Origin of the sequence: Pseudonocardia sulfidoxydans NBRC 16205 (genome assembly GCF_007989085.1) — a bacterium.
GTDB lineage: Bacteria > Actinomycetota > Actinomycetes > Mycobacteriales > Pseudonocardiaceae > Pseudonocardia > Pseudonocardia sulfidoxydans.
Genome location: NZ_BJVJ01000017.1, coordinates 66304 through 92521 on the forward strand (window position 1 = coordinate 66304; position 26218 = coordinate 92521).

General features: G+C 74.8%; 21 protein-coding genes. 3 read left to right on the plus strand and 18 right to left on the minus strand.

Annotated elements, in window-relative coordinates:
- Positions 1 to 109 precede the first annotated feature (109 nt).
- Genes PSU4_RS32270 through PSU4_RS11200 form a run of 3 tightly spaced genes read left to right on the plus strand, consistent with a single transcriptional unit; the run spans position 110 to position 2894 of the window.
- Positions 110 to 1405 carry a sensor histidine kinase gene (locus PSU4_RS32270; protein ID WP_147106078.1) on the plus strand — a complete coding sequence of 432 codons (1296 nt, stop codon included), beginning with the start codon at positions 110 to 112 and terminating at the stop codon, positions 1403 to 1405.
- On the plus strand, positions 1402 to 2064 hold the full coding sequence (locus PSU4_RS11195; protein ID WP_147106156.1) for a response regulator: 663 nt from the start codon (positions 1402 to 1404) through the stop codon (positions 2062 to 2064). Before PSU4_RS32270 ends, PSU4_RS11195 begins: the two co-directional genes overlap by 4 nt.
- Positions 2064 to 2894 (plus strand): DUF4097 family beta strand repeat-containing protein, encoded by an 831-nt coding sequence (locus PSU4_RS11200; RefSeq protein WP_147106081.1) that lies wholly within the window; start codon positions 2064 to 2066, stop codon positions 2892 to 2894. Before PSU4_RS11195 ends, PSU4_RS11200 begins: the two co-directional genes overlap by 1 nt.
- Positions 2895 to 2898: 4 nt before the next feature.
- Here the strand turns inward: PSU4_RS11200 and PSU4_RS11205 are convergent, their stop codons facing one another.
- The 18 genes from PSU4_RS11205 to PSU4_RS11290 form a co-directional block, all read right to left on the minus strand.
- Positions 2899 to 3657: a class I SAM-dependent methyltransferase gene (locus tag PSU4_RS11205; RefSeq protein ID WP_147106084.1), complete on the minus strand. Its 759-nt coding sequence runs from the start codon at positions 3655 to 3657 to the stop codon at positions 2899 to 2901.
- A gap of 63 nt (positions 3658 to 3720) precedes the next feature.
- The gene (locus PSU4_RS11210; protein WP_147106087.1) at positions 3721 to 4452 is read right to left on the minus strand and encodes an ABC transporter permease; all 732 of its coding nucleotides are present in this window, start codon (positions 4450 to 4452) and stop codon (positions 3721 to 3723) included.
- A gap of 257 nt (positions 4453 to 4709) precedes the next feature.
- On the minus strand, positions 4710 to 7901 hold the full coding sequence (ileS, locus tag PSU4_RS11215) for an isoleucine--tRNA ligase (protein ID WP_147106091.1): 3192 nt from the start codon (positions 7899 to 7901) through the stop codon (positions 4710 to 4712).
- A gap of 314 nt (positions 7902 to 8215) precedes the next feature.
- Positions 8216 to 8944: a hypothetical protein gene (locus tag PSU4_RS11220; protein WP_147106095.1), complete on the minus strand. Its 729-nt coding sequence runs from the start codon at positions 8942 to 8944 to the stop codon at positions 8216 to 8218.
- Positions 8945 to 9732: 788 nt separating this feature from the next.
- A complete protein-coding gene (gene wag31 / locus PSU4_RS11225; protein ID WP_147106098.1) occupies positions 9733 to 10593 on the minus strand; it encodes a DivIVA-like cell division protein Wag31 in 861 nt (286 codons plus the stop codon).
- Between the two features lie 46 nt (positions 10594 to 10639).
- The gene (locus tag PSU4_RS11230; RefSeq protein WP_147106101.1) at positions 10640 to 10927 is read right to left on the minus strand and encodes a YggT family protein; all 288 of its coding nucleotides are present in this window, start codon (positions 10925 to 10927) and stop codon (positions 10640 to 10642) included.
- A gap of 4 nt (positions 10928 to 10931) precedes the next feature.
- The gene (locus tag PSU4_RS11235; RefSeq protein WP_147106104.1) at positions 10932 to 11669 is read right to left on the minus strand and encodes a cell division protein SepF; all 738 of its coding nucleotides are present in this window, start codon (positions 11667 to 11669) and stop codon (positions 10932 to 10934) included.
- A gap of 55 nt (positions 11670 to 11724) precedes the next feature.
- On the minus strand, positions 11725 to 12471 hold the full coding sequence (locus tag PSU4_RS11240; protein WP_147106107.1) for a YggS family pyridoxal phosphate-dependent enzyme: 747 nt from the start codon (positions 12469 to 12471) through the stop codon (positions 11725 to 11727).
- Between the two features lie 124 nt (positions 12472 to 12595).
- Positions 12596 to 13318 carry a peptidoglycan editing factor PgeF gene (gene pgeF / locus PSU4_RS11245; RefSeq protein WP_186816877.1) on the minus strand — a complete coding sequence of 241 codons (723 nt, stop codon included), beginning with the start codon at positions 13316 to 13318 and terminating at the stop codon, positions 12596 to 12598.
- 47 nt (positions 13319 to 13365) lie between these two features.
- On the minus strand, positions 13366 to 14805 hold the full coding sequence (gene ftsZ, locus PSU4_RS11250; protein WP_147106111.1) for a cell division protein FtsZ: 1440 nt from the start codon (positions 14803 to 14805) through the stop codon (positions 13366 to 13368).
- Positions 14806 to 14977: 172 nt separating this feature from the next.
- Positions 14978 to 16042: a cell division protein FtsQ/DivIB gene (locus tag PSU4_RS11255; RefSeq protein WP_186816878.1), complete on the minus strand. Its 1065-nt coding sequence runs from the start codon at positions 16040 to 16042 to the stop codon at positions 14978 to 14980.
- A gap of 430 nt (positions 16043 to 16472) precedes the next feature.
- On the minus strand, positions 16473 to 17903 hold the full coding sequence (gene murC / locus PSU4_RS11260) for a UDP-N-acetylmuramate--L-alanine ligase (protein ID WP_281290674.1): 1431 nt from the start codon (positions 17901 to 17903) through the stop codon (positions 16473 to 16475).
- Complete coding sequence (gene murG, locus PSU4_RS11265; RefSeq protein WP_147106119.1) at positions 17900 to 18994, minus strand: undecaprenyldiphospho-muramoylpentapeptide beta-N-acetylglucosaminyltransferase; 1095 nt, start codon at positions 18992 to 18994, stop codon at positions 17900 to 17902. The genes murC and murG overlap by 4 nt, the downstream gene beginning before the upstream one ends.
- Before the next feature lie 73 nt (positions 18995 to 19067).
- Positions 19068 to 20465 (minus strand): putative lipid II flippase FtsW, encoded by a 1398-nt coding sequence (gene ftsW, locus PSU4_RS11270; RefSeq protein WP_147106122.1) that lies wholly within the window; start codon positions 20463 to 20465, stop codon positions 19068 to 19070.
- Entirely contained in the window at positions 20462 to 21898 is a 1437-nt protein-coding gene (gene murD, locus PSU4_RS11275; protein WP_147106125.1) for a UDP-N-acetylmuramoyl-L-alanine--D-glutamate ligase, read from the minus strand. Before murD ends, ftsW begins: the two co-directional genes overlap by 4 nt.
- Positions 21898 to 22968 (minus strand): phospho-N-acetylmuramoyl-pentapeptide-transferase, encoded by a 1071-nt coding sequence (mraY, locus tag PSU4_RS11280; protein WP_147106130.1) that lies wholly within the window; start codon positions 22966 to 22968, stop codon positions 21898 to 21900. The genes murD and mraY overlap by 1 nt, the downstream gene beginning before the upstream one ends.
- Positions 22965 to 24416, minus strand: coding sequence for a UDP-N-acetylmuramoyl-tripeptide--D-alanyl-D-alanine ligase (locus PSU4_RS11285; RefSeq protein WP_147106133.1), 1452 nt, complete (start codon positions 24414 to 24416; stop codon positions 22965 to 22967). Before PSU4_RS11285 ends, mraY begins: the two co-directional genes overlap by 4 nt.
- Positions 24413 to 25972, minus strand: coding sequence for a UDP-N-acetylmuramoyl-L-alanyl-D-glutamate--2,6-diaminopimelate ligase (locus PSU4_RS11290; protein ID WP_246115049.1), 1560 nt, complete (start codon positions 25970 to 25972; stop codon positions 24413 to 24415). The genes PSU4_RS11285 and PSU4_RS11290 overlap by 4 nt, the downstream gene beginning before the upstream one ends.
- Positions 25973 to 26218 lie beyond the last annotated feature (246 nt).

Sequence of the window (26218 nt, forward strand, 5' to 3'; positions counted from 1 at the left end):
CGACTATTGCCACTCACGAGGCTTGACGTGCGACCGGGGGCTGTCCCCCCGTCCGGATCGGGAACCGTCCGGATGGTGCCCCGTACGCCACGGTCCCTAGGTTCGTCCCATGTCCACGGCTGTCTCTCCCCCCGCGGTCGGCAGGCCCTCCCCGGCCGACCCGCTGCGCGCGTGGGCCTCCCCGACCACCTGGCTCGGGGCGGCGCACCTGCTGCTCGACGTCTTCTTCGGATTCGCGACGGCCTTCCTCGTGCTGTTCGGGGTGTTCTGGTCGGTCGTGCTGCTGCCGTTCGCGCTGCTCGGGGTGCCGGTGTGGATGCTCACCGCCTGGGTCAGCACCGGTCTCGGCGCGATCGAACGGACCCGCTACCGGCTGCTGCTCGGCGTCGACATCGAGGCGCAGCCGATGCCGCCCACGCAACGTCATCCGCTGCGGTACGCGGGCGCGCTGCTGCGTGACCCCGGGGTGCAGCGGCGCATGGTCCACCAGGTGCTCGCCGCACCGCTCGGCGCGCTCACCTCGGGCATCGTCTATGGGCTGCTCGCGTTCGGGGCGACGTTGCTGCTGATGCCCGTCGCCGTGCTGATCGCCGGCAACGAGAGCGCCCACCTCTTCTCGATCTCGCTCGCCTCCGGAACCACCCGCGGGCTGCTCGCCGGGGTCGGGCTCGTGCTGCTGCTGGTCACGCCCGCCGTGGTGCGGGGCCTGGTAACGGCGGACGTCGCCGTCGCCCGCGCCCTGCTCGGTCCCGTCCCCGGGGCACTCGCCGCCCGCGTCGGCGAGCTGGAGCGCAGCCGGGCGCGCGTCGTCGACTCGGTGGAGGTCGAGCGCCGCCGCATCGAACGCGACCTGCACGACGGCACCCAGCAGAGCCTCGTGTCGCTGGCGATGACGCTGGGCCGGGCCAAGGCCCGCTACCGCACCGAGCCCGACGCCATCGGCGGCCTGCTCGACGACGCCCACCGCCAGGCCAAGGACGCCGTCGTCGAGCTGCGCGGACTGATCCGCGGGCTGCACCCGCCGGTGCTGTCCGACCGCGGTCTCGACGCCGCCCTGCCCGCGCTGGCCGCCCGCTGCCCGGTGCCCGTCGAGCTCACCGTCGACGTGCCCGTCCGCCCGCCGCTCGCCGTCGAGTCCATCGGCTACTTCGTCGTCTCCGAGGCGCTGACCAACGTCGCCAAGCACTCCGGCGCCGCCCACGCGAGCGTCACCGTCACCGAGTCCGACCGGACACTGTGGATCACGATCAGCGACGACGGCCGCGGCGGCGCCGACGAGGCGTACGGGACCGGGCTGCGGGGGCTGGCCGACAGGGTGTCCGGTGTGGACGGCCAGCTGTCGGTCGACTCCCCCGCGGGCGGCCCGACCGTGCTGACGGTGGAGCTGCCGTGCCGGCTCACGTGAGCGCACCCGCCGCGCCCCGGGTCGTCCTCGCCGAGGACTCCGTGCTGCTGCGTGAAGGCCTGGAACGGCTGCTCGCCGAAGCCGGGTTCGACGTCGTCGCCGCCGTCGGCGACGCGGAGTCGTTGCTGCGCAAGGTCGGCGACGACCAGCCCGACATCGTGGTCGCCGACGTCCGGATGCCGCCCACCCACTCCGACGAGGGCCTGCGCGCCGCACTGGTCATCCGCACCCGCTGGCCGTCGGTGGCGGTGCTGGTGCTGTCGCAGTACGTCGAGGAGCGCTATGCCACCGACCTGCTCGCCGGCGACACCCGCGGGGTGGGCTACCTGCTCAAGGACCGCGTCGCCGACGTCGAGAGCTTCGTCGAGGCCCTGCACCGCGTCCGGGCGGGCGGCACCGCGCTCGACCCCGACGTCGTCTCCCAGATCCTCACCCGCTCCCGGCGGACCGCGCCGCTGGCCGAGCTCACCCCGCGCGAACGCGACGTCCTGACCCTCATGGCCGAAGGACGTTCCAACAGCGGCATCGCCGAGGCCCTGGTGGTGTCCGACGGGGCCGTCGAGAAGCACGTCAGCGGCATCTTCGCGAAGTTCGCGCTGCCCGCCGCCCCGACCGACCACCGCCGCGTCCTCGCGGTGCTGCGCTACCTGGAGGGCTGATGTCCGCCCCGACCACCCCGACCGCCCCGACCGCTGCGGCCGAACCCGACGCCGCCCGCGCGCCGCGGCGCCCACACCCGGCGCTCGTGGTCGTCGCGGCGGTGGTCGTGCTGGTCGCGGCCGTCATCGGCGTCGCCCAACTGCTCGGCGACGCCGTGCACTCGACGACGACCACCGACGCCACCTACGCACTCACCACGCCGCGGCTGGCGGTCACGACGGACTCCGGGGACATCACCGTGGTCGTCAGCGACGACGACGCCGTCCACGTCCGCACCCAGGCCACACACGGGCTGGCCACCCCCGACCTGGTCGCCGAGCCCGGGCCCGCCGGTCTGGTGCTCGACTCGCACTGCAACGGCTTCCTCGGCGACTTCTGCCAGGTCTCCTACACCGTCGCCGTCCCCCGCGCCGTGTCCGTCATGATCACCGGCGGCATCGGTGACGTCGTCGTCGGCGACCTCGACGGCCGCGTCGACGTCGACAACACCGGCGGCGACGTGCTGCTCACCGGCCTCGGCGGGGACGTCACCGTCCGGACCCTCTCCGGCGACGTCGTCGCCACCGGGCTGCGGTCGGGTTCGGTGCTGGCCGAGACCAGCACGGGCGACGTCAGCGTCACCGGGGCGGTCGCGCCCACGAGCGTGACGGCGCGGTCCACCATCGGCGACATCGACGTCGCCGTGCCCGCGACCAGGCCCTACCGGGTCGACGTCGGCCCCGGCTCCGACCTCGGGTCGGCCCGGGTGCTGCTGCCCGCGGACCCCACGGCCACGGCGACGGTGTCGGCGACGTCGGACCACGGCGACGTCACCGTCAGGCCGGTCTGACGGGTCACACCCGCCAGGTCAGCGTCGCGGCGTGGCGGGGGCGCTCCGGCAGCGCGGCCAGCGCCTCGCCCACGTCGCCGACCCGCTCGGCGGGCAGGCACAGCCTGCGGGTGACCCACTCCGCGTCCTGACGCGGCGGGGACTCCCGCTCCCAGCGCGCCACGTCGGGCGCGATACCCATGTCGGTGAGGACCGCGACGGCGTCGACGGTGCGGGCGGGCTCGGGGCGGCGCAGCCCGTGGAAGCGCAGCCACAGCGGATCGAGCCAGGCCATCGGGTGCTCGTCGAACATCTCGACGACGACCCCCGAGCGCGCCGCCGCCGTCAACGCCGCGACGAACGGCGGCAGGTCGACGACGTTGTGCAGCACGTGGTGCGACACCACGACGTCGGCGTGCCCCGCCTTCGCGGCGATCTCGGGCCAGCGGCCCTCGACCGTCGTGTACGGGATGCCGCGCCGGCGCGCGCCCTCGGCGAACACCTCCAGCATGTCGGGCTGGTGGTCGACCCCCGTGACCGCGGTCAGCGCGCCGACCAGCGCGAACGCCGCCGCGCCGCCGCCGCAGCCGACGTCGAGCACCGTGCCGGAGCCGCCCAGCAGCCCGAGCGCCGAGACGCGCGACGGGGTGTCGGCCGGCTCGTCCGGGGCGGCGAAGTCGCGCGGATCGTGCACCCACGGGCTCGCCGGGGCCCCGGCGAGGATCTCCTGGGGGATGCCGCGGCCCGACTGCAGCTCGTGCCATCGCCTCGCCGCGTCGATCATGGCCTCACCCTACGACGGCGCCCGCGCGTTCAACCGTGCGGACGACCAGCGTCGTCTCCCCGTTCAGATCCGGCGCACGACCCCACGCGCGACCAGCTCGACCGTCACGACGACCGCGATCGTCTCCGCCGCCAGCAGGCCGAGGAGCACCAGGACCTGCGCCGCTCCCGCCGCGACCGGGTCACCCCCACCCAGGAGCACGCCGACGAAGGCACCGGGCAGCGTCACCAACCCGACCGTGCGGGTCTGGTCCAGCGCGGGGACCAGCGCCTCCGCACCCGACGGCCGGACCACCAGCATCGCCGCGTCGCGCTCGCCGAACCCGAGCGACAACGCCGCCTCGTACTCCCCGCGCCTGCTCGTCAACCCGTCGAGGGCCCGCCGGCCGGCCAGCGACGTCGCCGACATCGCCCCACCCACCACGATCCCGGTGATCGGGACGACGGCGATGCGCGTCGGCGGCACCGTCCCCGAGGCGAGCACCACCGCGAGCACCGGCACCGCGCCCGCGAGGATCGCGACTCCCGCCGCCAGGCCACTGCGGTGTCGCGTCATCCGCCGTGCCGACGTCCACGTCGCCACCGCGGCCATGAGCAGCGTGAACGCCACCGTCGACCACCACGACCGCACCACGGCGAGGATCACCAGCGACACCGCGCCCAGCTGCACGACGGCCCGCACCGCGGCGACGACCGTCATCCGCGACGTGCCGACCCGGCCGACGACGCTCGCCGCCACCGCGATCGCGACCAGCACCGCCAGCGCCACGACCAGCGGCCACCCGACCCCGATCATGGAGCCGAGCCTCCCGCACAGGGCGTCGTACCCGGGGGCCGGGGCCCAGTTCTGCAGCAACGGCACAACCGGGACCGGGCCGACAGGCCCCTCACGGTCGGGTCGAGCGCCGCACCACGGCCGATCCGCCCGGTCCGCAGGTGCTGCGCCGGGGTGCTCGAGCTGGGCGACCTCGCCGGTCCGCCCGGCGCCGGGATCCGGCCGCAGATCCTCGTGAGTGGCGATAGTCGCTATAGCGACTATCGCCACTCACAGGGTCAGGCTCGGGCGACGTGGACCGCGACCCGGTGCGAGCCCGTGCCGTCCCCGGCCGCCGCCGCGGTGCCGACGAGCGTCGGCTCGGCCGGCTCCGCGTGCACCACCGACGTCGCCAGCACCTCACCGGCGACGAACCCCTCGTGGGTGCGGACCGCGGCGATGACCTCGGCGTCGCCGCCGATCGTCAGCACGATCCGGTCGGACACGTCGAGGCCCGCGTCGCGACGGGCCTGCTGCACGACCCGCACCACGTCACGCGCCGCGCCCTCCGCCGCCAGCTCCGGGGTCACCGCGGTGTCGAGGACGACGAGCCCGGTGTTGCCGGGCAACGCCGCGGTCTCGGCCGGGTCCGCCGCCACGAGCTTCTCCGTGTACTCGCCCTCGAGCAGCGGGATGCCGCCGGCGACGACGGTGCCGTCGGGCTCCGTCGCCCACTCCCCCGCCTTGACCGCCCGGATGACCTTCTGCGTGTCGCCACCCAGGCGCGGGCCGCAGGCGCGGGCGTTGACCGCCAGCTCGAACCGCCCGTGCGCGGCGACGTCGGTGGTCAGCGTGACGTCCTTGACGTTCACCTCGTCGCGCAGGATGTCGGCGAACGGGGCGAGCGTCTCGGCGTCGGCCGCCGCGACGGTGAGCCGGGCCAGCGGCAGCCGGACCCGCTTGTTGCGCGCCTTGCGCAGCGACGACGCCGACGACGCCACCTGCCGCACCCGGTCCATCGCCGTGACCAGCTCCGGGTCGTGCGGAAGCTCGTCGCGGGCGGGCCAGTCCGCCAGGTGCACCGACCGCCCGCCGGTGAGCCCCTGCCACACCCGCTCCATCGCCAGCGGCAGCAGCGGCGCCGCGACCCGGGCCGTCACCTCCAGGACGGTGTGCAAGGTGTCGATGGCGTCGGCGTCGCCGTCCCAGAACCGGTCCCGCGACCGCCGGACGTACCAGTTGGTGAGCACCTCCGCGTGGTCGCGGACCTGCTCGCACGCGCCGGCGATGTCGTAGACGTCGAGCGCGTCGGTGACACCGTCGACCAGCTCCGCGGTCTTGGCCAGCACGTACCGGTCGAGGACGTGCGCGGAGTCGGTGCGGGTCACCCCGCGGCGCCCGGCGGCCCCGGCGTAGAGCGACAGGAAGTACCACGTGTTCCACAGCGGCAGCAGCGCCTGGCGCACACCCTCGCGGATGCCCTGCTCGGTGACGACGAGGTTGCCGCCGCGCAGGATCGGGCTCGCCATGAGGAACCAGCGCATGGCGTCGGAGCCGTCGCGCTCGAAGACCTCGTTGACGTCCGGGTAGTTGCGCCGCGACTTCGACATCTTCGTGCCGTCGTCGCCCAGCACGATGCCGTGCGCCACGCACGAGCTGAACGACGGCCGGTCGAACAGCGCCGTGGCCAGCACGTGCAACGTGTAGAACCAGCCGCGGGTCTGCCCGTTGTACTCGACGATGAAGTCGCCCGGGTAGTGGTGCTCGAACCAGTCGGCGTTCTCGAACGGGTAGTGCACCTGCGCGTACGGCATCGAGCCCGACTCGAACCAGCAGTCGAGCACCTCCGGCACCCGGCGCATGGTGGAACGGCCCGTCGGGTCGTCCGGGTTGGGCCGGGTCAGCTCGTCGACATAGGGTCGGTGCAGGTCGGTCGGGCGCACCCCGAAGTCGCGCTCGAGCTCGTCGAGCGAACCGTAGACGTCGACACGCGGGTACGTCGGGTCGTCCGACATCCACACCGGGATCGGGCTGCCCCAGTAGCGGGTGCGCGAGATCGACCAGTCGATCGCGTTCTCCAGCCACTTGCCGAACTGGCCGTCGCGCACGTGCGACGGCACCCACGTGATCTGCTCGTTCAGCTCGACCATCCGGTCGCGGAACGCCGTCACCCGCACGAACCACGAGTCGACGGCACGCTGGATCAACGGGTTCCCACAACGCCAGCAGTGCGGATAGGCGTGGTCGTAGGTCTCCCGGCGCAGCAGCACGCCGTGCACGTGCGGCGCACCGTTCTTGAGGTCGTCGATGATGTGCGGGTTCGCGTCGAACACCTGCATGCCCTCGTACGGCGGCACGGTCGCGTCGAACTTCCCCGCGCCGTCGACCGGGACGACGACCTCGATGCCCGCCGCGTCGGTGACGACCTTGTCCTCCTCACCGAACGCGGGCGCGATGTGCACGACACCGGTGCCGTCGTCGGTCGTGACGTAGCCGGCGGCCAGGATGCGGTGCGCGTTCTCCCGGCCGACGAAGAAGTCGAACGGCGGGGTGTAACCGGTGCCGACGAGCTCGGCACCCGCCAACGTCCGCAGCACCTCGGGCTCCTCGCCCAGCTCACGGGCGTACGCGCCGACCCGGGCCGCGGCCAGCAGGTACTTCTCGCCGTTCGCGGCGACGAGCGCGTACTCGACGTCCGGGTTCACCGCCATCGCGAGGTTCGACGGCAGCGTCCACGGCGTCGTCGTCCAGATCAGGGCGAGCGCACCGTCGAGATCCGTGCCGGGAGCGTTCAGCCGCAGCCCCACGGTCACCGCCGGGTCCTGCCGGTCCTGGTAGGCGTCGTCCATCTTGGTCTCCGACGCCGACAGCGGGGTGCCGTCGTGCCAGCAGTACCAGAGGACACGGAAGCCCTGGTAGACGTAACCCTTGTCGTACAGGGTCTTGAACGCCCACATGACGCTTTCCATGTAGTCCAGGTCGAGCGTCTTGTAGTCGTGGTCGAAGTCGACCCAGCGCGCCTGACGCGTGACGTAGGCCCGCCACTCGTCGGTGTAGCGCAGCACCGACTCCTTGCAGGCCGCGTTGAACTCCGCGACGCCCATCGCGTCGATGTCGGACTTGCCCTTGAGCCCCAGCTGGCGCTCCGCCTCCGTCTCGGCGGGCAGGCCATGGGTGTCCCAGCCGAACCGGCGCTCCACGTGCCTGCCGCGCATCGTCTGGTAGCGCGGCACCACGTCCTTGACGTATCCCGTCAGCAGGTGCCCATAGTGCGGGAGGCCGTTCGCGAACGGCGGGCCGTCGTAGAAGACGAACTCGTTGCCGCCGTCCTCACCCGCCGGGCGAGCCGCGACCGACGCGCGGAACGTGTCGTCGGCGGACCAGAAGTCGAGGACCTCGCGTTCGAGCGCGGGGAACGACGGGTGCGCGGGGACGGCCGGATACCCCGAGGCGGCATCGTCGTGAGAGGCGGCGTCGTTGTGATCGGCCATGGCGGTGGTGCTCCTCGTGCGGCTCGTGGATCTCTGCCAGCACGGGGACGACGACCCGGGTCCGGGTGCCGCGGTACCACCCCGCTTGCCGCGTGCCCACCGGAACCCGGCGGCCGCGTGGCCTCTCGTTCGACGGCTGTGACGGGCCGCACCCGCCCGGTTCTACTCCGGGCCGTCCGTGCGCCCGTTTCTTCCGGAGGCTCCCCGGTGATGGCCGGATCGACGCCGTTGGTCATGCGTGTAGAACCAGAGTAGCGCGCAGGCGCCACCGCATTCCCCGCGCCCCGGACGGGGCGGGGGAACGGGTGGTCGGTTCAGCGCACCTCGGCGTGGTGGCGCGCCGCGATGGTCCGGCTCGGGTTGCACAGCCCGCACGGGGTGAAGCCGAGCTCGACCGCCTCACGGACCGGCAGCGGGATCAGTGCCTGCCCCTCGAGCGAACGGCACCCGGACACATGGAAACGGGGCTGTTCGTCGATGACGACGACCTCGTCGTCCAGGCCCGCGACCTGCGCGGCCACCCGGGCCTCCGGGGCCTCCTCCGGCGGCTCGGCGGGCTGTGCGGGCTGGGACGCGCCGTTGCCGGCCGCGGCCGCCGTCGTCGTGGCCTCGGCGGCGTTGCCCGCCCCCGCCCCGGCGGCCGCCTGTCCGGGCGCGCCCGCGTCCTGCGCGGGCGTGCCCGTCATGACGGCCGTGGCCTCGGCACCACCGGAACCCGGCTGACCACCGGATACCGTCGACGCCGCGTCGGACCTGCCGGTCTCCCCCGGGCGCTCCTCGGGCCCGCCCTTGGCGGGTCCGCCCTGCTCCGGGCCGGCCGCTGCCGGGCTCTTCTCCGAGGCGACCGTGTTCCCGGACGTGTCCGGGCCTGCGGGTGCTGCGTCGGCCCGCGCGGGCGCCTGGGATGCGCCCGACGGCTTCTGCAGCGACGGATTCTGGCCCGCCTGGTTCTGGCCCGCCTGGTTCTGGCCCGACGGGTTCTGGCCCGACGGGTTCTGGGACGCGGCGGCAGCTGCTGCCGCGCCCGCGACCGCGGCGGGCACGGCAACGGTCGGGCCGTCGACGGAACCCTGCGGCCGCGACTCGGGGGGACGCGACTCCTGGACACGCGAGTCCTGGGGTCGTGAATCCGGGGGTCGTGAATCCGGGGGTCGTGAATCCGGGGCACCGGGCTTCTCGCCCGCCGGCGTCGCGCCGGGGCCACCCATGACCTGAGTCGCCTCGGCCGCCGGCCGGCTCTGTTCGCCACCCCGCGAGTCGGCCGCCGCGGCGGGCCGAGACCCTGCCGGCGGCTCGCCTGCCGCAGCCTCGTTCCGAGCCGCATCCGCCGTCACGCTGCGTGACGAATTTACGCTCGATGGAGTGACGGCGCCGTCAGCGCCGGACGGTCGCCCGGATGAGCCGGGCGGTTGCGACACGCCCTGCGGCGCCGACCCACCGGCGGGACCTCCGCCGGGCGACACCCCCGGCGGCGGACCCACCGGAGGCACGACCGGAAGCACCTGGGTGACCGCCTCGGCCCCCGCGAGCGAGGGTCCTCGGTCGGCTCCCGGCACCCCGGGCGGCGGCACGTCGGCCTCCGACCGGCCCGGTGCGGGCCCCGTACGGGCCGCGGAACGGCCACGCAGCCAGTCGACGAGCAGCACCACCGCAGCGCCCGCGCTGACGGCCACGGACACCCACGCCCAGAGGACGCTGCCCGTCAGCAGTGCAACGACGAGCAGGGCGAACGCGACCAGGACGAGGATCAGAACCAGCAGCAGCACGATTCACTCCCTGGTGGGCGGCGCCGTGGCGCCGCCCACCGACCGGGGATCTGTCTCGGGGACGGTCAGCTGCCGGCGTCGGCGCGCTGGCCGTAGCCGCTGGCGGCGTAGCCCCCGTTGGAGGCGGAGCGGCCGTCGGCGGGCGCGGCGGAGGCGCGGTCGCCGAGGTCGCGCAGCTGCGACTCCAGGTAGGTCTTCAGCCGCGTCCGGTACTCACGCTCGAACGTCCGCAGCTCGTCGATCTTCTTCTCCAGCACCGACTTGTCGCGCTGGATGGTCCCGATGATCTCGGTCTGCTTGCGCTCGGCATCGCCGACCAGTGTCGCAGCCTTGTCGCGCGACTGCCGCTCCAGCGTCTCGGCGCGGGTCCGCGCGTCGTTGAGCATCGTCTCGGCGCGGGCCCGGGCATCGTTCACGAGGCCGTCGGACTTGGTCCGGGCCTCCGAGAGCAGCTGCTCGGACTTGGTCCGCGCGTCGGCCAGCATGGAGTCGGCCTCGCTCTTGGCCTCGGCCGTGAGCCGGTCGGCCATCTCCTGGGCCAGGCCCAGGACCTTGGCAGCCTGGACGTGGTGGTCGCCACCGCCCATGTCACCCCCGTCGGCCAGCTGCGGCGCGGGGGCCGACAGCGAGCGCGGCGGCTCGACCGGGCGCGGGGGCTCCACAGGCCGCTGGATCTGGGCCGTGGGCGGCGCCAGGGCGGCCTGGGGACGCGAACGCGCCTCCTCCAGATCGGCCTGGGCGCTGCCGAGCTGGGACTCCATCTGGGACACCTGCTCGCGCAGGTCGTCGTTCTCCTCGATGAGTCGGGCGAGCTCGGCCTCGACCAGGTCCAGGAAAGCGTCGACCTCGTCCTCGTTGTACCCCCTCTTCCCGATAGGGGGCTTGCTGAACGCGACGTTGTGAACGTCGGCGGGCGTCAGCGGCATCGGATCACCTCATGCAGTCCTCGGCGGCAAACCGGGTGACTGGGGCTCACTCCGGCCTGACAACGTCCATCAGTATGAACACTGCCAGGAGCAGAACCATAATCGAGAGGTCCAGTCCCACTCCCCCGATCCGGACCGTGGGGATCACTCTCCGCAACAACTTCACGGGTGGATCGGTCACGGTGAAGACCGCCTCGAGCGCGACAGCACTCTGTCCGGCGGGGCGCCACTTGCGCGCGAACGCATGCACCAGCTCCACGACGATTCGCGCCGTGAGCAGCAGCCAGAAGGCGAACAGGACGTAGTACAGGACGAGACGAAGGACGTCGGGCACGCGCTCAATCCTGGCGGAAGAGCTCACGTTCTGCGAGCCGCCTCGCGTCGTCCGCCGACACTTCGACGTCCGCGGGCGTGAGAAGGAATACACGGTTCGTCACCTTGTCGATGGAACCGCGCAGCGCGAAGGCGAGCCCCGCGGCGAAGTCGACGAGGCGCTTGGCCGACGCGGCGTCGAGCTCGGTGAGGTTCATGATCACCGGCTGGCCGTCGCGGTAGCGCTCCCCGATGGTGCGCGCCTCCTTGTAGCTGCGCGGCTGCAGCGTCGTGATGCGCGACATGGCCGCCGCACCCCGGTCGCGCTGCTCCGGCAGGGCCGCCCGCTCGCCCGGACGCACCTCGCGCAGCCCCACGGGCTCGCGGACCGGCTCGCGCAGCACGGGGTCGGTGTCGACGGCCAGCGCGCCACGCACGCTGCCGGCACCCAGGCCGCTGCCGATCCCCGCGCCGACACCCGAGCCACCGCCCGCACGGACGGGCTCACGCGCCGGTCGGGTGTCGCGGGCCGGGGTGCGCTCCATGCCGCCGGGGCGGTTGGGACGCCGGTCCCACGCCTCGCCGACGGAGGCGGGTGCGTCGTATGTCTCGTACTCGTCGGGCGCGTCGTAGCGGTCCTCGGGACCGTCCCAGCGCTCGTCCCGCCGACGCGGCGCGCCGTAGCCCGGCTCGTCGACGTAGTCGGCCATCTCGTCCGCGGGCACCATTCCGAAGTAGGCCTTGAGCCGGTACATCGCGCCCATGTCGCGCTCCCCTCGTCGTCACCCGCGAACCGGCGGTCGCCCCCGCGACCGGCGATCACCGCGAGGCTAGCCGCCGTTCCCCCACAAGGGCCGTTCCGACACGCACACACGTCGATCCGTGACGGATCGCCACGTCGAGGTCGCCTGACATCCCGGCCGACAGCACCCTCGCAGACGGATGATCATCGCGCAGTGCGGACGCCGCGGCGGCCACGTCGGCGAACGCCCGGTCGGGGTCGGCGCCCAGTGGCGCAACGGCCATGAGCCCGTCGAGCCGGAGCCCGTCCAGGCCGCTGACGTGCGCTGCGAGCGCGGCGAGGCCGTCGCGGGCGACGCCGCCCCGGGCCGGGTCGCCGTCGACGCTGTACTGCAGCAGCACCGGCAGCGGCCCCTCACGCTCACCCTGCTCGACGGCCCGGCGGACCTGGGTGTCGAGCGCGTCGGCGAGCCGGGCCGAGTCGACCGACTCCACGCGTGTCACCCACGGGGCCACCACGCGCGCCTTGTTCCGTTGCAGCCCGCCGACGAAGAACCACCGCGGCGCGGCGCCCGGTGCGAGCCGGGCGACCTCGCCGACCTTCTCCGCGGCCTCCTGCGCCCGGTTCTCCCCGAAGTCGGTCAGGCCCAGCTCGACCAGGATCGCGACGTCGGCCGCCGGGATCGTCTTGGTGACGGCCAGCAGGTCGACCTCGGCGACGTCGCGGCCCGCGGCGGCGCACGCCCGCGCGATCGCCTCGCGGACCCGCGCGAGCCGCCGGATCAGGTCCTCGCGCCGTTCGTCGGTCGTCGGTCGTCCGCTCATCTCGTCCTCTCACGCCCGGCCGCTGCGCCGCGCGCAACCTCTGTGCTGTCCGCGGGCCTCCGGGCAGCAGTGGGGTTGCGCCCGGGTGTGCTCGCGGCCCTGTGCCCACGGCCCGATCGGATGCTCACCCGTCGGACGGGTCGAGCCACACCACCCCGGCCTGCCGTCCGGTGGACCCCTCGCGGCGGTGGCTGAACAGGTCCGGATCCTCCATCGTGCACCGCGGGTCCCGGGCAACCCCGCGGACACCCATGACGTCGAGCTGGCGGTGCAGGCCCGCCCGGATGTCGATCCCCGGCGTACCGCGGCGGGTCCGGCCACCGCTTCCCGGCAGCGCCGCGCCGACCTCGTCGCGCATCTCGGCGGGCACCTCGTAACAGCCGCCGCAGACCGCCGGGCCCAGCAGGACCACGACGTCCTCCACGTGCGCGCCGAGTGCCACCATCGCCTCCACCGTCGCCGGGACGATCCCGGCCGCGGCCCCGACCCGGCCGGCGTGCGCGGCACCGACGACACCGGCCTTCGGGTCGGACAGCAGCACCGGGACGCAGTCCGCGGCGAGCACCGCCAGCCCCACACCCGGCTCGGCGGTCACGACCGCGTCCGTGCCCGGGACGTCGTCGGCCGCCGGTGACGTCGCTCCCGGGCCCGTCACCGTCTCGACGCGCGTGCCGTGCACCTGCTGCAGGAACACCGCGCCGGACAGGCCCAGCTCACGCACGAGCCGCCCCCGGTTCGCGGCGACCGCCGTCGGGTCGTCGCCCACCCCGCGGGACAGGTTGAAACTGCGGAACGCGCCGGCGGAACGGCCGCCGGCACGAGTGGTCACGACCTTGCGTACGCGCACCGCGTCAGCGTCGCACGCCCCAGGGCGCGCGAGGCACGACGGGCCGGTCAGCGACGCATGAAGGGCGGCACGTCGACGTCGTCGTCGAGGTCGTCGAAGTCCCCGTCGGAGACGGGCACCGCGGGACCGTGCGTCGGCGTCGTCGGTGCCGCGTGCGCGCCGCCGAGCGAGCTCATCGCCGGGTCGGCGCGGCCACTCTCCGGGCTCCGCGGGGCCGGGGGCACGTAGGTCTGCTGCGGCAGCGGCGCCGCGGGCGGCAGCGTGCCCGCCTGGTTCGGGCCGAGACCGGTCGCAGCCGTGGCCACCGGAGCGGCGGGCGTCGTCGCGACCGGGGCCGCCACCGCGGCCGCGACCGGCGGTGCCGCGGGCGGCGGGGTGGCCGGAGCTGCCGGGGTCTGCGGCGCGGCGGGCGCGTGCACGGCCGGGGTGTGGACCGCGGCAGGCTGGCTCGTCGAGCCACCGGAGGCGGGCGTGGTGCCCGACCCGGGTGCGGCGTCGGTGGAGCGGAAGGTCGACGGATCGAGCTGCTTGTGCGCGGGCGTGCCGCCATCGAACCCCGCTGCTATCACGGTGACACGCACCTCGTCGCCGAGGGAGTCGTCGATCACCGTGCCGAAGATGATGTTCGCGTCGGGGTGCGCCGCCTCCTGCACGAGCGAGGCGGCCTCGTTGATCTCGAACAGGCCGAGGTCGGAGCCACCCGCGATCGACAGCAGCACACCCTGCGCGCCGTCCATCGACGCCTCCAGCAGCGGCGAGTTGATCGCCGAGCTGGCGGCCTGCACGGCGCGGCCCTCCCCGCGGGAGGACCCTATTCCCATCAACGCGCTGCCCGCCCCCGACATGACGCTCTTGACGTCGGCGAAGTCGAGGTTGATCAGGCCGGGCGTGGTGATCAGGTTGGTGATGCCCTGGACACCGGAGAGGAGCACCTCGTCGGCGGAGCGGAAGGCGTCCATCAGCGAGACGCCGACGTCGCCGAGCTGCAGCAGCCGGTCGTTGGGGATGACGATGAGGGTGTCGCACTCGTTGCGCATCGCGTTGATGCCCTCGTCGGCCTGGCCGGCGCGGCGCTTGCCCTCGAAGGTGAACGGCCGGGTCACGACGCCGATCGTCAGCGCCCCGAGCTTGCGCGCGATCGAGGCGATCACGGGCGCGCCGCCGGTGCCGGTGCCGCCGCCCTCCCCCGCCGTCACGAAGACCATGTCGGCCCCCTTGAGGACCTCCTCGATCTCCTCGCGGTGGTCCTCGGCGGCCTTGCGGCCCACCTCCGGGTTCGCCCCGGCCCCGAGGCCGCGGGTCAGCTCCCGGCCGATGTCGAGCTTGACGTCCGCGTCGGACATCAGCAGGGCCTGCGCGTCGGTGTTGACGGCGACGAACTCGACGCCCTTCAGACCGACCTCGATCATGCGGTTGACGGCGTTCACGCCGCCGCCACCGATACCGACGACCTTGATCACGGCCAGGTAGTTGTGCGGGGGCGTCATGCGCGGCACCTTCCAGTTGCTCGGGTCCGGTCCAGCTCCGGTTGGTCCGGGCCTTCACGCGAGAACGCTAGGTGCGGGCAGGGTGTCGGTCCATTAGGCGCGCCGCGCGTCGGCAACCCCCCAGGCGGGTGTTTCGCACTGTCGTGACCTCTTCGTGACCGGCCGTGCGCGGTCAGCGACGGATCGTCGGGAGATCGGGGCTGGCGACGTCGAAAACGCTGCCCTTCTCCGTGAGCAGCGCGGTGAGCACGGCGGCCTTGCGCTGGGAGTTCTCGGCCGACCCCCAAACGACACGCCGATCGTCGGAGAGGACGAGCTCGACCGTCGGGAGTCCGCCGGTGGCCGCGGGGGCGATCACGGTGATCGTCAACACCTGCGACCGGACGGCGTCGGGCAGCGCGGCGAGCACCCCGAGCCCCGCGGTGGTCTGGACGTCGCCGGGCTCGATCGAGCCCGTGATGCTCACGTTCAGGTGCGGAAGCACCGGCGGTACCTCGGGCGCCTGCTGGTAGGCCATGCCGGTGCCGTCGACGAGCATCAGGCCCCTGGAGGTGTCGGCCAGCGCGACGGCGACACGCTCCACGACCGTCACGACGACGGTGTGCGGCCAGTCCCGGCCGACCGTCACCGACGCGACAGCGGGCAGGGCCGCGACGCGCTGTTCCGCGCCGGAGGTGTCGACGCCCGCCAGCGGCCCGCCCGCCGGGATCGCGGCGGCCGCGAGGACCTGCTCCTGCGGGACGGTCAGCGCGCCCTCGACGGTCACCGTCTCGACGTCGGCGAGGCCGCTGCCGTAGAGGAGGAACGCGACGCCGCCGGCGAGCCCGCCGAGCAGCACGAGGACGACGACGAGCAGCGCGATCCGGCGGCGGCGCAGGAAGTGCGGGGCGGGCCGGACCGGGCGGGGCCGCGCGGGACGGGCCGTGGTCTCCCGCGTCGTGTCGGCGCTGCCGGTGGCGGGGCTGCCGGTGGCGGGGCTGCCGGTGGCGGGGCTGCCGGTGGCGGGGCTGCGCTCGTCCGCGCGGGCGGTCGGCTCCTCACCGGTCCTCGGTGCCTCCTCGTTCCTGTCGTCCTTGTCGTGGCTCTCGTCCGCGACCGGGGCGTCCTCGTCGCCGGTGCGGCGCTCGGGCGCGCGTGGGGTGCGGTTGCCGCCGCTGGAACCCGGGATGGCACCGACGCCGCCGGCCCCGATCCGGCGCCCGCGGCCGTCGGTACGCGCCGTCCCCGTCCGCTTCACGTCGGCACGCTTGTCCGCAGCGCCGGGACGCCTGCCCGTCGCGGAGGTGCGTTTCTCCCCCGCCCCGGGGCGCGTGTCACCGGCACCGGCGCGCGTGTCACCCACACCGGTGCGCTTGTCACCGGCAGCGGCGCGCGTGGCCCCGTGCGGCCCCGGCCTGTGCCGTCGCGGCCGGTGCCGTCGCGGCCGGTGGGCGACGCCTCGCCCGCGGCCCGGCGGGTCTCCCGGCCGGCGCGCCCGGGCTGGGCCGGCAGCCGCTCCGCACGGCCGGTGTCCTCACCACGAGGCCGCTCGAGGCTCCCCTTCGCATCACGGGAGCCGTCGTCGGCCGTGTCCTTCGTGCGGTCCTTCCCGGCGTCCGCCCGCCCGGCACCGGCGCGACGGGTGCGACCGTCGCGCTCGCGTGCCGAACCGGGGGCCGCCGGGCGCCTCACCTGGAGCCCTCCTCGCGGACCTCGAGCTCGCGCAGCACCTCCGGGCCCAGCACGGTGACGTCGCCGGCACCCATGGTCAGCACCAGGTCGCCCGGGCGTGCGATACCGGCGAGCACCACCGGGACCTCGGACCAGCTCGGCACGTGACGCACCGCCCCCACCGGCAGGTCGACCGCGTCGGCGACCAGCGCGCCGGTGACGCCGGGCTCCGGGTCCTCCCGGGCACCGTAGACGTCGAGGACGACGACCTCGTCGGCGAGCGAGAGTGCCGCGCCGAACTCCGCGGCGAACAGCCGGGTGCGGGAGTACAGGTGCGGCTGGAACCCGACGACGACCCGGCCCGTGCCCGCGACGGCACGGGCGGCCCGCAGCGTCGCGGCGACCTCCGTCGGGTGGTGGGCGTAGTCGTCGTACACGGCCACACCGGCGGCGCGGCCCTTGTACTCGAACCGGCGGCGGACCCCGTCGAACCCGGCCAGGCCCTCCAGCAGGGCGTCGACGGGCGCGCCCAGCTCGACACCGGCGAGGAACGCGCCGAGGGCGTTGAGGGCCATGTGCTCGCCGGGGACGGCGAGGCGCACCGCGAGTTCGACGCCGCGGTGGCGGGCACGGACCCGGGCGCCGGCGCCGTCGGGCCGGTGGTCGACGAGGACGGCGTCGTCGGTGCCCGCGGCGGTGCGACCGTAGCGGCGGACGGTGAGCCCGCGCTGCTCGGCGTGGTCGGCGAGCTCGGCCGCGCCGGGGTCGTCGACGCACGCGACGAGCACCCCACCGGCCGGGATGCGGCCGACGAACGCGTGGAACACCGCCCGGTAGGCGGCCTCGGTGCCGTGGTGGTCGAGGTGGTCGGGCTCGACGTTGGTGACGACGGCGACGCCCGGGGTGTAGGCGGTGAAGGAGCCGTCGCTCTCGTCGGCCTCCACGACGAACACGTCGCCCGCGCCGTGGTGGGCACCGGCGCCGGACGCCGCGAGGTCGCCGCCGATCGCGAACGACGGGTCGAAACCGCAGTGCTGCAGGGCGACGGTGAGCATCGAGCTCGTCGACGTCTTGCCGTGCGTCCCGGCGACGGCGGCGACGCGGCGGCCCGTGGTGAGGTCGGCCAGCGCGTCGGCCCGGTGCACGACCAGCAGGCCCCGCTCGCGGGCCGCGGCCAGCTCGGGGTTGGTCTCGCGGATCGCCGTGGACACCACGACGGTCGGGGGGCCGTCGAGCTGGTCGAGGTGGCCGGCGTCGTGCCCGACGGCGACGTGCGCGCCCAGGGCCCGCAGAGCCATGACGGTGCGGGAGTCCTTGGCGTCGGACCCCGAGACGGCGACGCCACGGGCCAGCAGGATGCGGGCGATGCCGCCCATCCCGGCGCCGCCGATCCCGATGAGGTGGACGCGCTCCCCGAGCAGCGGGGCGGGGGTGGTGGGCCCGGTCACCGGACTCCCTTGCCGGCCGTGGCGCCGAGGGCGACGTCGAGGGCGAGGCGGGCGAGCCGCTCGTCGGCGTCGGCGTGGCCCGAGGCGCGGGCCGCGGCACCCATGGCGGCGAGCCGCGCCGGGTCGCCGAGCAGCGGCAGCAGCTCCGCGAGGACACGCTCGCCGGTGGTCTCGGCGTCGGGCACCAGGATTCCGCCGCCGTTGGCGACGACGGGGCGGGCGTTGAGCGCCTGCTCGCCGTTGCCGTGCGGGAGCGGCACGTACATGGCCGGTAGCCCGACGGCCGTCACCTCGGCGACCGTCGTCATGCCGCAGCGGCCGAGGACGGCGTCAGCGGCGGCGTAGGCCAGGTCCATCCGTTCGATGTAGGGCAGCGGGACGTAGCCGGCGGTCTCGGGGCCGGCGGTGCCGGTCTTGCCGTGGGCGTGCAGGACCGCGACGCCCGCCTCGGCGAGCCCGGGCAGCGCGGCGGCGACGGCGGAGTTGAGGGTGCGGGCGCCTTGGGAGCCGCCGAACACCAGCAGCACCGGCCCGTCGGCGGGCAGCCCGAAGTGGGCGCGGGCCTCGGCGCGCAGCCCGGCCCGGTCGAGCCCGGTGATGGAGCGGCGCAACGGCATCCCGACGACCTGCTCGTGCGGCAGCCCCGTGCCGGGGACGGCCGTGGCGACCGCGGCGGCGAACCGGGCACCGACCTTGTTGGCCAGCCCGGCTCGGGCGTTGGCCTCGTGCACGACGACCGGCACCCGGCCGCGCGCGCCCAGGTAGGCGGGCAGCGAGACATAGCCGCCGAACCCGACGACGACGTCGGCGTCGACGTCGCGCAGCACGTCGCGGACGGCGCCGATCGCGGTGCGGACCCGCCCCGGCAGCCGCAGCAGGTCCTTGCTGGGCTTGCGCGGCAAGGGGACCGGCGGGATCAACCGCAGCGGGTAGCCGCGCGCGGGGATGAGCGTGGTGTCGAGGCCGCGCTCGGTGCCCAGCGCCGTGACGACGGCGTCGGGGTGGGCGCGGCGCACCGCGTCGGCGAACGCGAGCGCGGGCTCGATGTGCCCGGCACTCCCGCCCCCGGCGACGACCACCGAGAGGGTCATCGCTCGTCCTCGCTGAGGCTCGGCCGGCGCTTCGCGCGGGGGCTGTGTCGATGATTCGCTCGCTGACGCTCCCTCATCGTCTGACCCGCTGGGCGGGCGGGCGCGCGGCCGGCGCACGGTAGGGCTCGGGGGTGGGCAGGCGCAGCAGCCGCGCGATGCGGCCCTGGCCTCCGTTGCGCAGCACCGCGACCGCCTCCGGCTCGTGCCGGGCGGCGTTGGCGAGCACGCCGAACGCGAACATGGTGACCACCAGGGACGTGCCTCCGGACGAGATGAGGGGCAGCTGCAGCCCGGTGACCGGCAGCAGGCCCACGACGTAGCCGATGTTGATGGCGGCCTGGACGACCAGCCACGCGGTGAGCGTGGAGCAGACGATCCGCAGCCACGGGTCGGCGCTGCGGGTGGCGATGCGCAGACCGGTGTAGGCGAGCGTCGCGAAGAGGGCGAGGACGGCGAAGGCCCCGATGAACCCGAGCTCCTCGCCGATGATCGCGAAGATGAAGTCGTTGTGCGCGTTGGGCAGGTAGCTCCATTTGGCGCGGCCCTGGCCGAGCCCGACGCCGAAGAGGCCGCCGTCGGCGAGCGAGTACAGCGCCTGGGTGGCCTGGTAGCCGGGGCCGAGCGGGTCGCTGCCGGCCGAGAGGAACGCGGTGATGCGGCTCTGCCGGTACCCGGCGGTGAGGCCGAGGATCAGCGCACCGGCGAGGCCGCCGCCGGCGAGCGCGAGCAGCAGCCGGCCGCGGGCGCCGGCGAAGAACAGCAGCGCGATGAGCACGATGCCCAGCGACACCGTCATGCCGAGGTCGGGTTCGAGGACCAGCAGCGTCGCGAGCACCAGCGCGACCGGGACGACCGGGGACAGTGCGTGCTTCCAGCGGTGCATGACCTTGCGGCGGGTGGCGAGCACGTGCGCGCCCCACAGGGCCAGGGCGACCTTGGCGGGCTCGCCGGGCTGGAACGCGAAGGGGCCCAGGGTGAACCAGGCCCGCGAACCACCTCGGACCGAGCCGAGGCCCGGGATCAGCACCAGTGCCAGCAGCACGGCGCACACGAGCAGCAGGACCGGCGACAGGGCGCGCAGCGTCGTCGGCTTGATCCGCAGGCCGACGTAGAACACGACGAGACCGACGGCGCAGAACATGACCTGGCGGGTGAACACCGAGTACGACGACCCGCCGGAGGTGAGCGACTCGACCGACGACGCCGACAGCACCATGACGAGCCCGAACGTCGTGAGCAGGCCGAAGACGCCCAGCACGAGGTGTAGCGAGGTCAGCGGGCGGCGCAGCCACTGGGCGAGCGCGGTCCCGGCGCGGCCGATGGCGGCGCGGGCACCGGTGAGGGCCTGCGGGCCCGCCACCGTCTTGCGCAGTGACACCTTCGGCGCGGACGCACCGCCGGCGGCACCTGACCTCGCGGCACCCGACCTCGCGGCACCGGACCTGGCGGCGGCGCGTTCCGCGGGGCTCATCGCGACGCCTCCGTCGCGGCCTCCCGGCCCGGGGACGAGGGCGCGGGAGGAAGCGCGGCGACCGCCTCGGCGAACGCCCGCCCGCGGTGCGCGTAGTCGCGGAACTGGTCCATCGACGCCGCTGCGGGGGCGAGGAGGACGACGTCGCCCGGGCGTGCGAGGTCGGCGGCACGGCGCACTGCGGTCGTCATGGGCTCATCGTCACCCGACTCGACCTCGACGACCGGGAGGTCGGGCGCGTGTCGCGCAAGGGCTGCGACGATCTCCGAACGGTCGGTGCCGATGATCACCGCCGCCCGCAGCCCCGGGGCGCGCCGCGCGACCAGCTCCTCGACCGACGCACCCTTGAACAGCCCACCCGCCACCCAGACGACGGGACGGCCCTGCTGAGCGGCGAGGGAGGCGTCGGCGGCGTGCGGGTTCGTGGCCTTCGAGTCGTCGACGAACGTGACCTCGCCGACCGTGCCGACGGTCTCGCAGCGGTGCGGACCCGGCGTGAACCCGCCGAGCCCGGCGGCGACCGCCTCGGCGGTGACACCGTGGGCGCGGGCCAGCGCGGCGGCGGCGAGCGCGTCGGTCAGGCCGGGTGCGCCACCGGGGGTGACGACGCCGGCGGCGACGAGCTCGACCGTCTCCCCCGGCGTGCCGAAGACGCGGTCGACCAGCACGCCGTCGACGATGCCCAGCTCACCGGGACCCGGCTCGCCCAGGGTGACCGCGACCCGCAGCGGGGCCGGCGCGGCCGACAGGAGCGTGGCGGACCAGGCGTCGTCGACGCAGCCGACGGCGACCCGGCCGGTGAGCGCGCGGGCCTTGGCGGCGGCGTAGGCGTCCATCCCGCCGTGCCAGTCGAGGTGGTCCTCGGCGACGTTGAGCACGACCCCGGCATCGGGGCGCAGCGACGGCGACCGGTACAGCTGGAAGCTCGACAGCTCCACGGCGAGGACCCGGTGCCCGGCGGCGACCGCGCTGACGACGGGCAGGCCGATGTTGCCGCAGGCCACCGAGTCGTGACCCCCGGCCGCGAGGATCGCGGCCAGCATGCTGGTGGTGGTGGTCTTGCCGTTGGTGCCGGTGACGACGAGCCAGCTCGGCGGGGACGCCGACGCCGCGCCGAGCCGCCACGCCAGCTCGGGCTCGCCGATCAGCTCGATCCCGCGGGCCGCCGCGGCGTCGACCAGCGGGTGGTCGGGGCGCAGCCCGGGGCTCGACACGACGAGCTCGGTGCCCTCGGGCAACCCCTCACCCGCACGCGCACCGGCGGGCAGGTCGGCGAGGCGGGCGGGGACGTCGTCGGTGACGACGACGTCCGCGCCGTGCGCGACGAGCACCTCGGCGGCCGCGAGCCCGGAGATCCCGGCACCGGCGACGACGACCCGCCGCCCGCGGACGGGATCCTCGGCGGGGGGCGGGACGACCGGTGTGGGAGCCACTAGACGCCTGCCGAGGCCGTCAGCCACTCGCTGTAGAACAGCCCGAGGCCCAGCGCCGCGCACATGGCCGCGAGCAGCCAGAACCGGATGATGACGGTCGTCTCCGCCCACCCGGCCAGTTCGAAGTGGTGATGGAACGGGGCCATCCGGAACAGTCGTCTTCGCGTCGTGCGGAACACGACGATCTGCAGCGCCACCGACAGGATCTCGACGACGAACACGCCGCCGATGACGATGAGCAGCAGCTCGGTGCGGGTGACGATCGACAGCCCGGCGATCAGTCCGCCGAGGGCGAGGGAGCCGGTGTCGCCCATGAAGATCCGGGCGGGTGCGGCGTTCCACCACAGGAAGCCGATGCAGGCGCCCATCGCGGCGGCGGCGACGAGGGCGACGTCGAGGGGGTCGCGGACCTCGTAGCAGCCGGCCGCGGCGGTGACCGCGCAGCTGTTGCGGAACTGCCAGAACCCGATGATCGTGTACGTGCCGAGCACCATCGCGGAGGTTCCCGCGGCGAGGCCGTCGAGGCCGTCGGTCAGGTTGACCGCGTTCGACCAGGCCGACACGACCAGGTAGCAGAAGATCACGAAGCCGATCGAGCCGAAGCTCAGCACGGCGATCTCACGGACGAACGACAGCTGGTCCGACGCCGGGGTGAGGTTGCGCGCGTTGGCGAACTTCAGCGCCAGGATCGCGAACACGACCGCCGTGATGAGCTGTCCGACGAGTTTGGACGTCTTGTTCAGGCCCAGGTTGCGGTGGCGGCGGATCTTGATGAAGTCGTCGAGGAACCCGACGAGGCCCAGTGCCGTCGTGAGCATCAGGACGAGCAGCGCCGACGCCGTCATCGGCTCGCCGGACAGCAGGTGCGCGCCCAGGTAGCCGACCCACAGGGCCAGCAGGATCGCGACGCCACCCATGGTGGGGGTGCCGCGCTTGCTCTTGTGGCTGGCGGGGCCGTCGGCCCGGATCTCCTGCCCGAACCCCTGGCGGGAGAAGAACTTGATCAGGTACGGGGTCAGCAGGATGGACACCGCGAGTGCGATGCCGGCGGCGACGAAGACACTCCTCACCGGGACACCAGCTCGTTCTCCTGTCGATCGTCACGGGGCACGTCGTCGAGCAACGCGTCGGCGACGCGGTCGAGCCCGACCGCGCGGGAGGCCTTGACCAGGACCACGTCGCCGGGGGCGACCTGGGCGCGCAGCAGCGCGAGCGCCGCGGCCGGGTCGGTGACGTGGCGGGCGGCCGGACCGTAGCCGGGTTCGCCGACTGCGACGAGGGTGCCGACGCCCAGCTCGACAGCGGCGCCGGCGACCTCCGCGTGCGCGGCGGCCGCGGTGTCGCCGAGCTCGGCCATGCGGCCCAGGACGGCCCAGGTGCGGCGGCCGCGGCCCAGATCGGCCAGCGCGGCGAGAGCGGCGCGCATCGACTCGGGGTTGGCGTTGTAGGCGTCGTTGACGACGGTGACGCCGTCGGCGCGGTCGGCGACCTCCATGCGCCAGCGCGACGCGGGCGCGGCGGCCGACAGCGACTCGGCGACCCCGGCGGGCGTGGCGCCCAGCTCCAGGGCGGCCGCGGCGGCCGACAGCGCGTTGCCGACGTGGTGCGCCCCGACCAGGCGCAGCGCGACGTCGGCCTCGCCCGAGGGCGTGACCAGCCGGAACCGGGCTCGGCCGGCGTCGGAGGTGACGTCGACGGCGCGGACGTGCGCCTCGGCGGCCCGGCCGACGGTGACGACGCGGGCGGCGGTGCGCGAGGCCATCGCGGCGACGGCGGCGTCGTCGGCGTTGAGGACCGCGACCCCGTCGGCCGGCAGGGCCTCGACGAGCTCGCCCTTGGCCTGCGCGATGGCCTCCGGGGAGCCGAACTCGCCGAGGTGGGCGCGGCCGACGTTGAGCACGACCCCGATGCGCGGCGGCGCGACCCGGCAGAGCGCGGCGATGTGGCCGGGCCCGCGCGCCGAGAGCTCCAGGACGAGGTGGCGGGTGCCGGCGTCGGCGCGCAGCGCCGTCCACGGGTGGCCCAGCTCGTTGTTGAACGACCCGGGCGGCGCGACCGTCGGCCCCAGCGGCGCCAGGACGGCGGCCAGCAGGTCCTTGGTGGAGGTCTTGCCGGAGCTGCCGGTGACGCCGACGACGGCGAGCCCTTCCAGGGAGTCGACGCTGAGGGAGTCGACGCTGTGCCGGGCGAGCTTCGCGAGTGCGGCGAGGACCGCGGCGCCCGCGCCGTCGGGGTCGTTCTCGGCCAGGTAGGTCCCGGCTGCGCCCGCGGCGGGCGGGACGACGACCGACGGCGCCTCGACCTCCCGCGCGGCGAGGACCCCCGCCGCGCCCGACGCGACGGCCGCGGCGGCGAAGGAGTGCCCGTCGACGCGCTCCCCCGGCAGCGCCAGGAACAGCACGCCGGGCGCGGCCTTGCGGGAGTCGAACTCGACGGAGGCGACCTGCTCGTCGCCGGTGGCGCGGTGCAATCGCCCACCGGTGACGGCGGCGACCTCGGCCAGCGTCATGGCGATCATGCGCGCGTCCCGCCCGCCGCGCGCAGCGCGGCCCGGACCTCGTCGACGTCGTCGAACGGGTGCTTCACGCCGTCGATCTCCTGGCCCTTCTCGTGTCCCTTGCCCGCGACGACGACGACGTCGCCCGGGCGGGCCGCCGCGACCGCGGCGGCGATGGCGGCGCGCCGGTCGCCGATCTCGAGGATCTCCCCGCGCCCCGGCTCGCCCTCGGCGCCGGCCCGCATCTGGCGCCGGATCTCGGCCGGGTCCTCGGTGCGCGGGTTGTCGTCGGTGACGACGAGGACGTCGGACCCGGCCGCGGCGATGGCGCCCATGAGGGGGCGCTTGCCGCGGTCGCGGTCGCCGCCGCAGCCCAGCACCGTGAGGACGCGGCCGTCGACCTGGGCGCGCAGCGCGTCGAGCAGCGCGCCGACGGCGGCGGGCTTGTGCGCGTAGTCGACGACGGCGAGGAAGTCCTGCCCGGCGTCGACGCGCTGCATCCGGCCCGGCACGGCCAGCCCGGCGAAGCGGGCCGCGGCCACGGCGGCGGGGACGCCGGCGGCGTCGAGGCAGGCGAGCGCGACGAGCGCGTTGGCGACGTTGTAGGCGCCGGGCAGCCGCAGCGTCACCGGCACCTCGCCCGCGGGCGTCGCGGCCACGAAGTGCTGGGTGCCGTCGGCGTCGCTGCGAACCGTGCCGGCGACACACCAGTCGGCCCGGCCGGTGGCGCTCACCGTGACCGGCCCGGGTACGCGTGCGGCGAGTCGAACACCCCACTCGTCGTCGACGCACACGACGCGGTGGCGCGCCGCGCCCGGCCGGGCCGGGTCGAACAGCATCGCCTTGGCCTCGAAGTAGTCGTCCATGTCGCGGTGGAAGTCGAGATGGTCCTGCGACAGGTTGGTGAACGCCGCGACCGAGAACCGGGTGCCGGCGACGCGGTCGAGCGCGAGCGCGTGGCTCGACACCTCCATCGCGACGTCGGTGACCCCGCGCTCGGCCATCACCGCGAACAGGGCCTGCAGGTCGGGCGACTCGGGCGTGGTGAACGCGCTGGGCGCCTCGGCGCCGCGGATGCGGGTGGCGACGGTGCCCAGCAGGCCCGTGGCCCGCCCGCCCGCGGCCAGCCCGGCCTCCAGGAGGTGTCCGACCGTCGTCTTCCCGCTGGTGCCCGTGACACCGATGACGTCGAGCGCAGCCGTCGGGTCACCGTAGACGCGGGCCGCGAGGTCGCCCAGGACGTGGCGCGGGTGCGGGTGCACGAGCACCGGCACGGTGTCGGCGACGAGCGCCGCGCGCGCGGCACCCGCCAGGTCGGTGAGGACGGCGGCGGCTCCGGCGGCGATCGCGTCGGCCGCGAAGTCGGCGCCGTGCACGCGGGCACCGGGCAGCGCGGCGAACAGGTCGCCCGGCCGGACGTCGGAGGCGCGCAGGGTCGCGCCGGTCACGGGGCGCACTGCGGAGGCCGGATGGCGCAGCTCGGCATCGGCGGACGCGGCCAGGACCGCGACGTCGACCGGCCGCACGTGGTCCGGCCGCGGGGGCGCGGCGGTCACGGGGGAGCTTGCGGACGGCACGGGGCGGAAGGCTACCGGCGTCCCCGGACACCCCCGACGGGCACCGGTGCCGTCGCCACCCGACCGCTGTGCCGTGCGCACCACCCGCCGCGGTGAGCGCACCGGTGGCCGAGGCCGCGACGTCGGGTTCACGATCGCGAACACCGGTCGGCGCCGGTAGCCGACCGATGATCGATGCGTCGTCGCTGGTCGGCGGGCATGCGTCGGCCCCCGCCGGTCCGGGGACGGGCCGGACCGGCGGGGGGG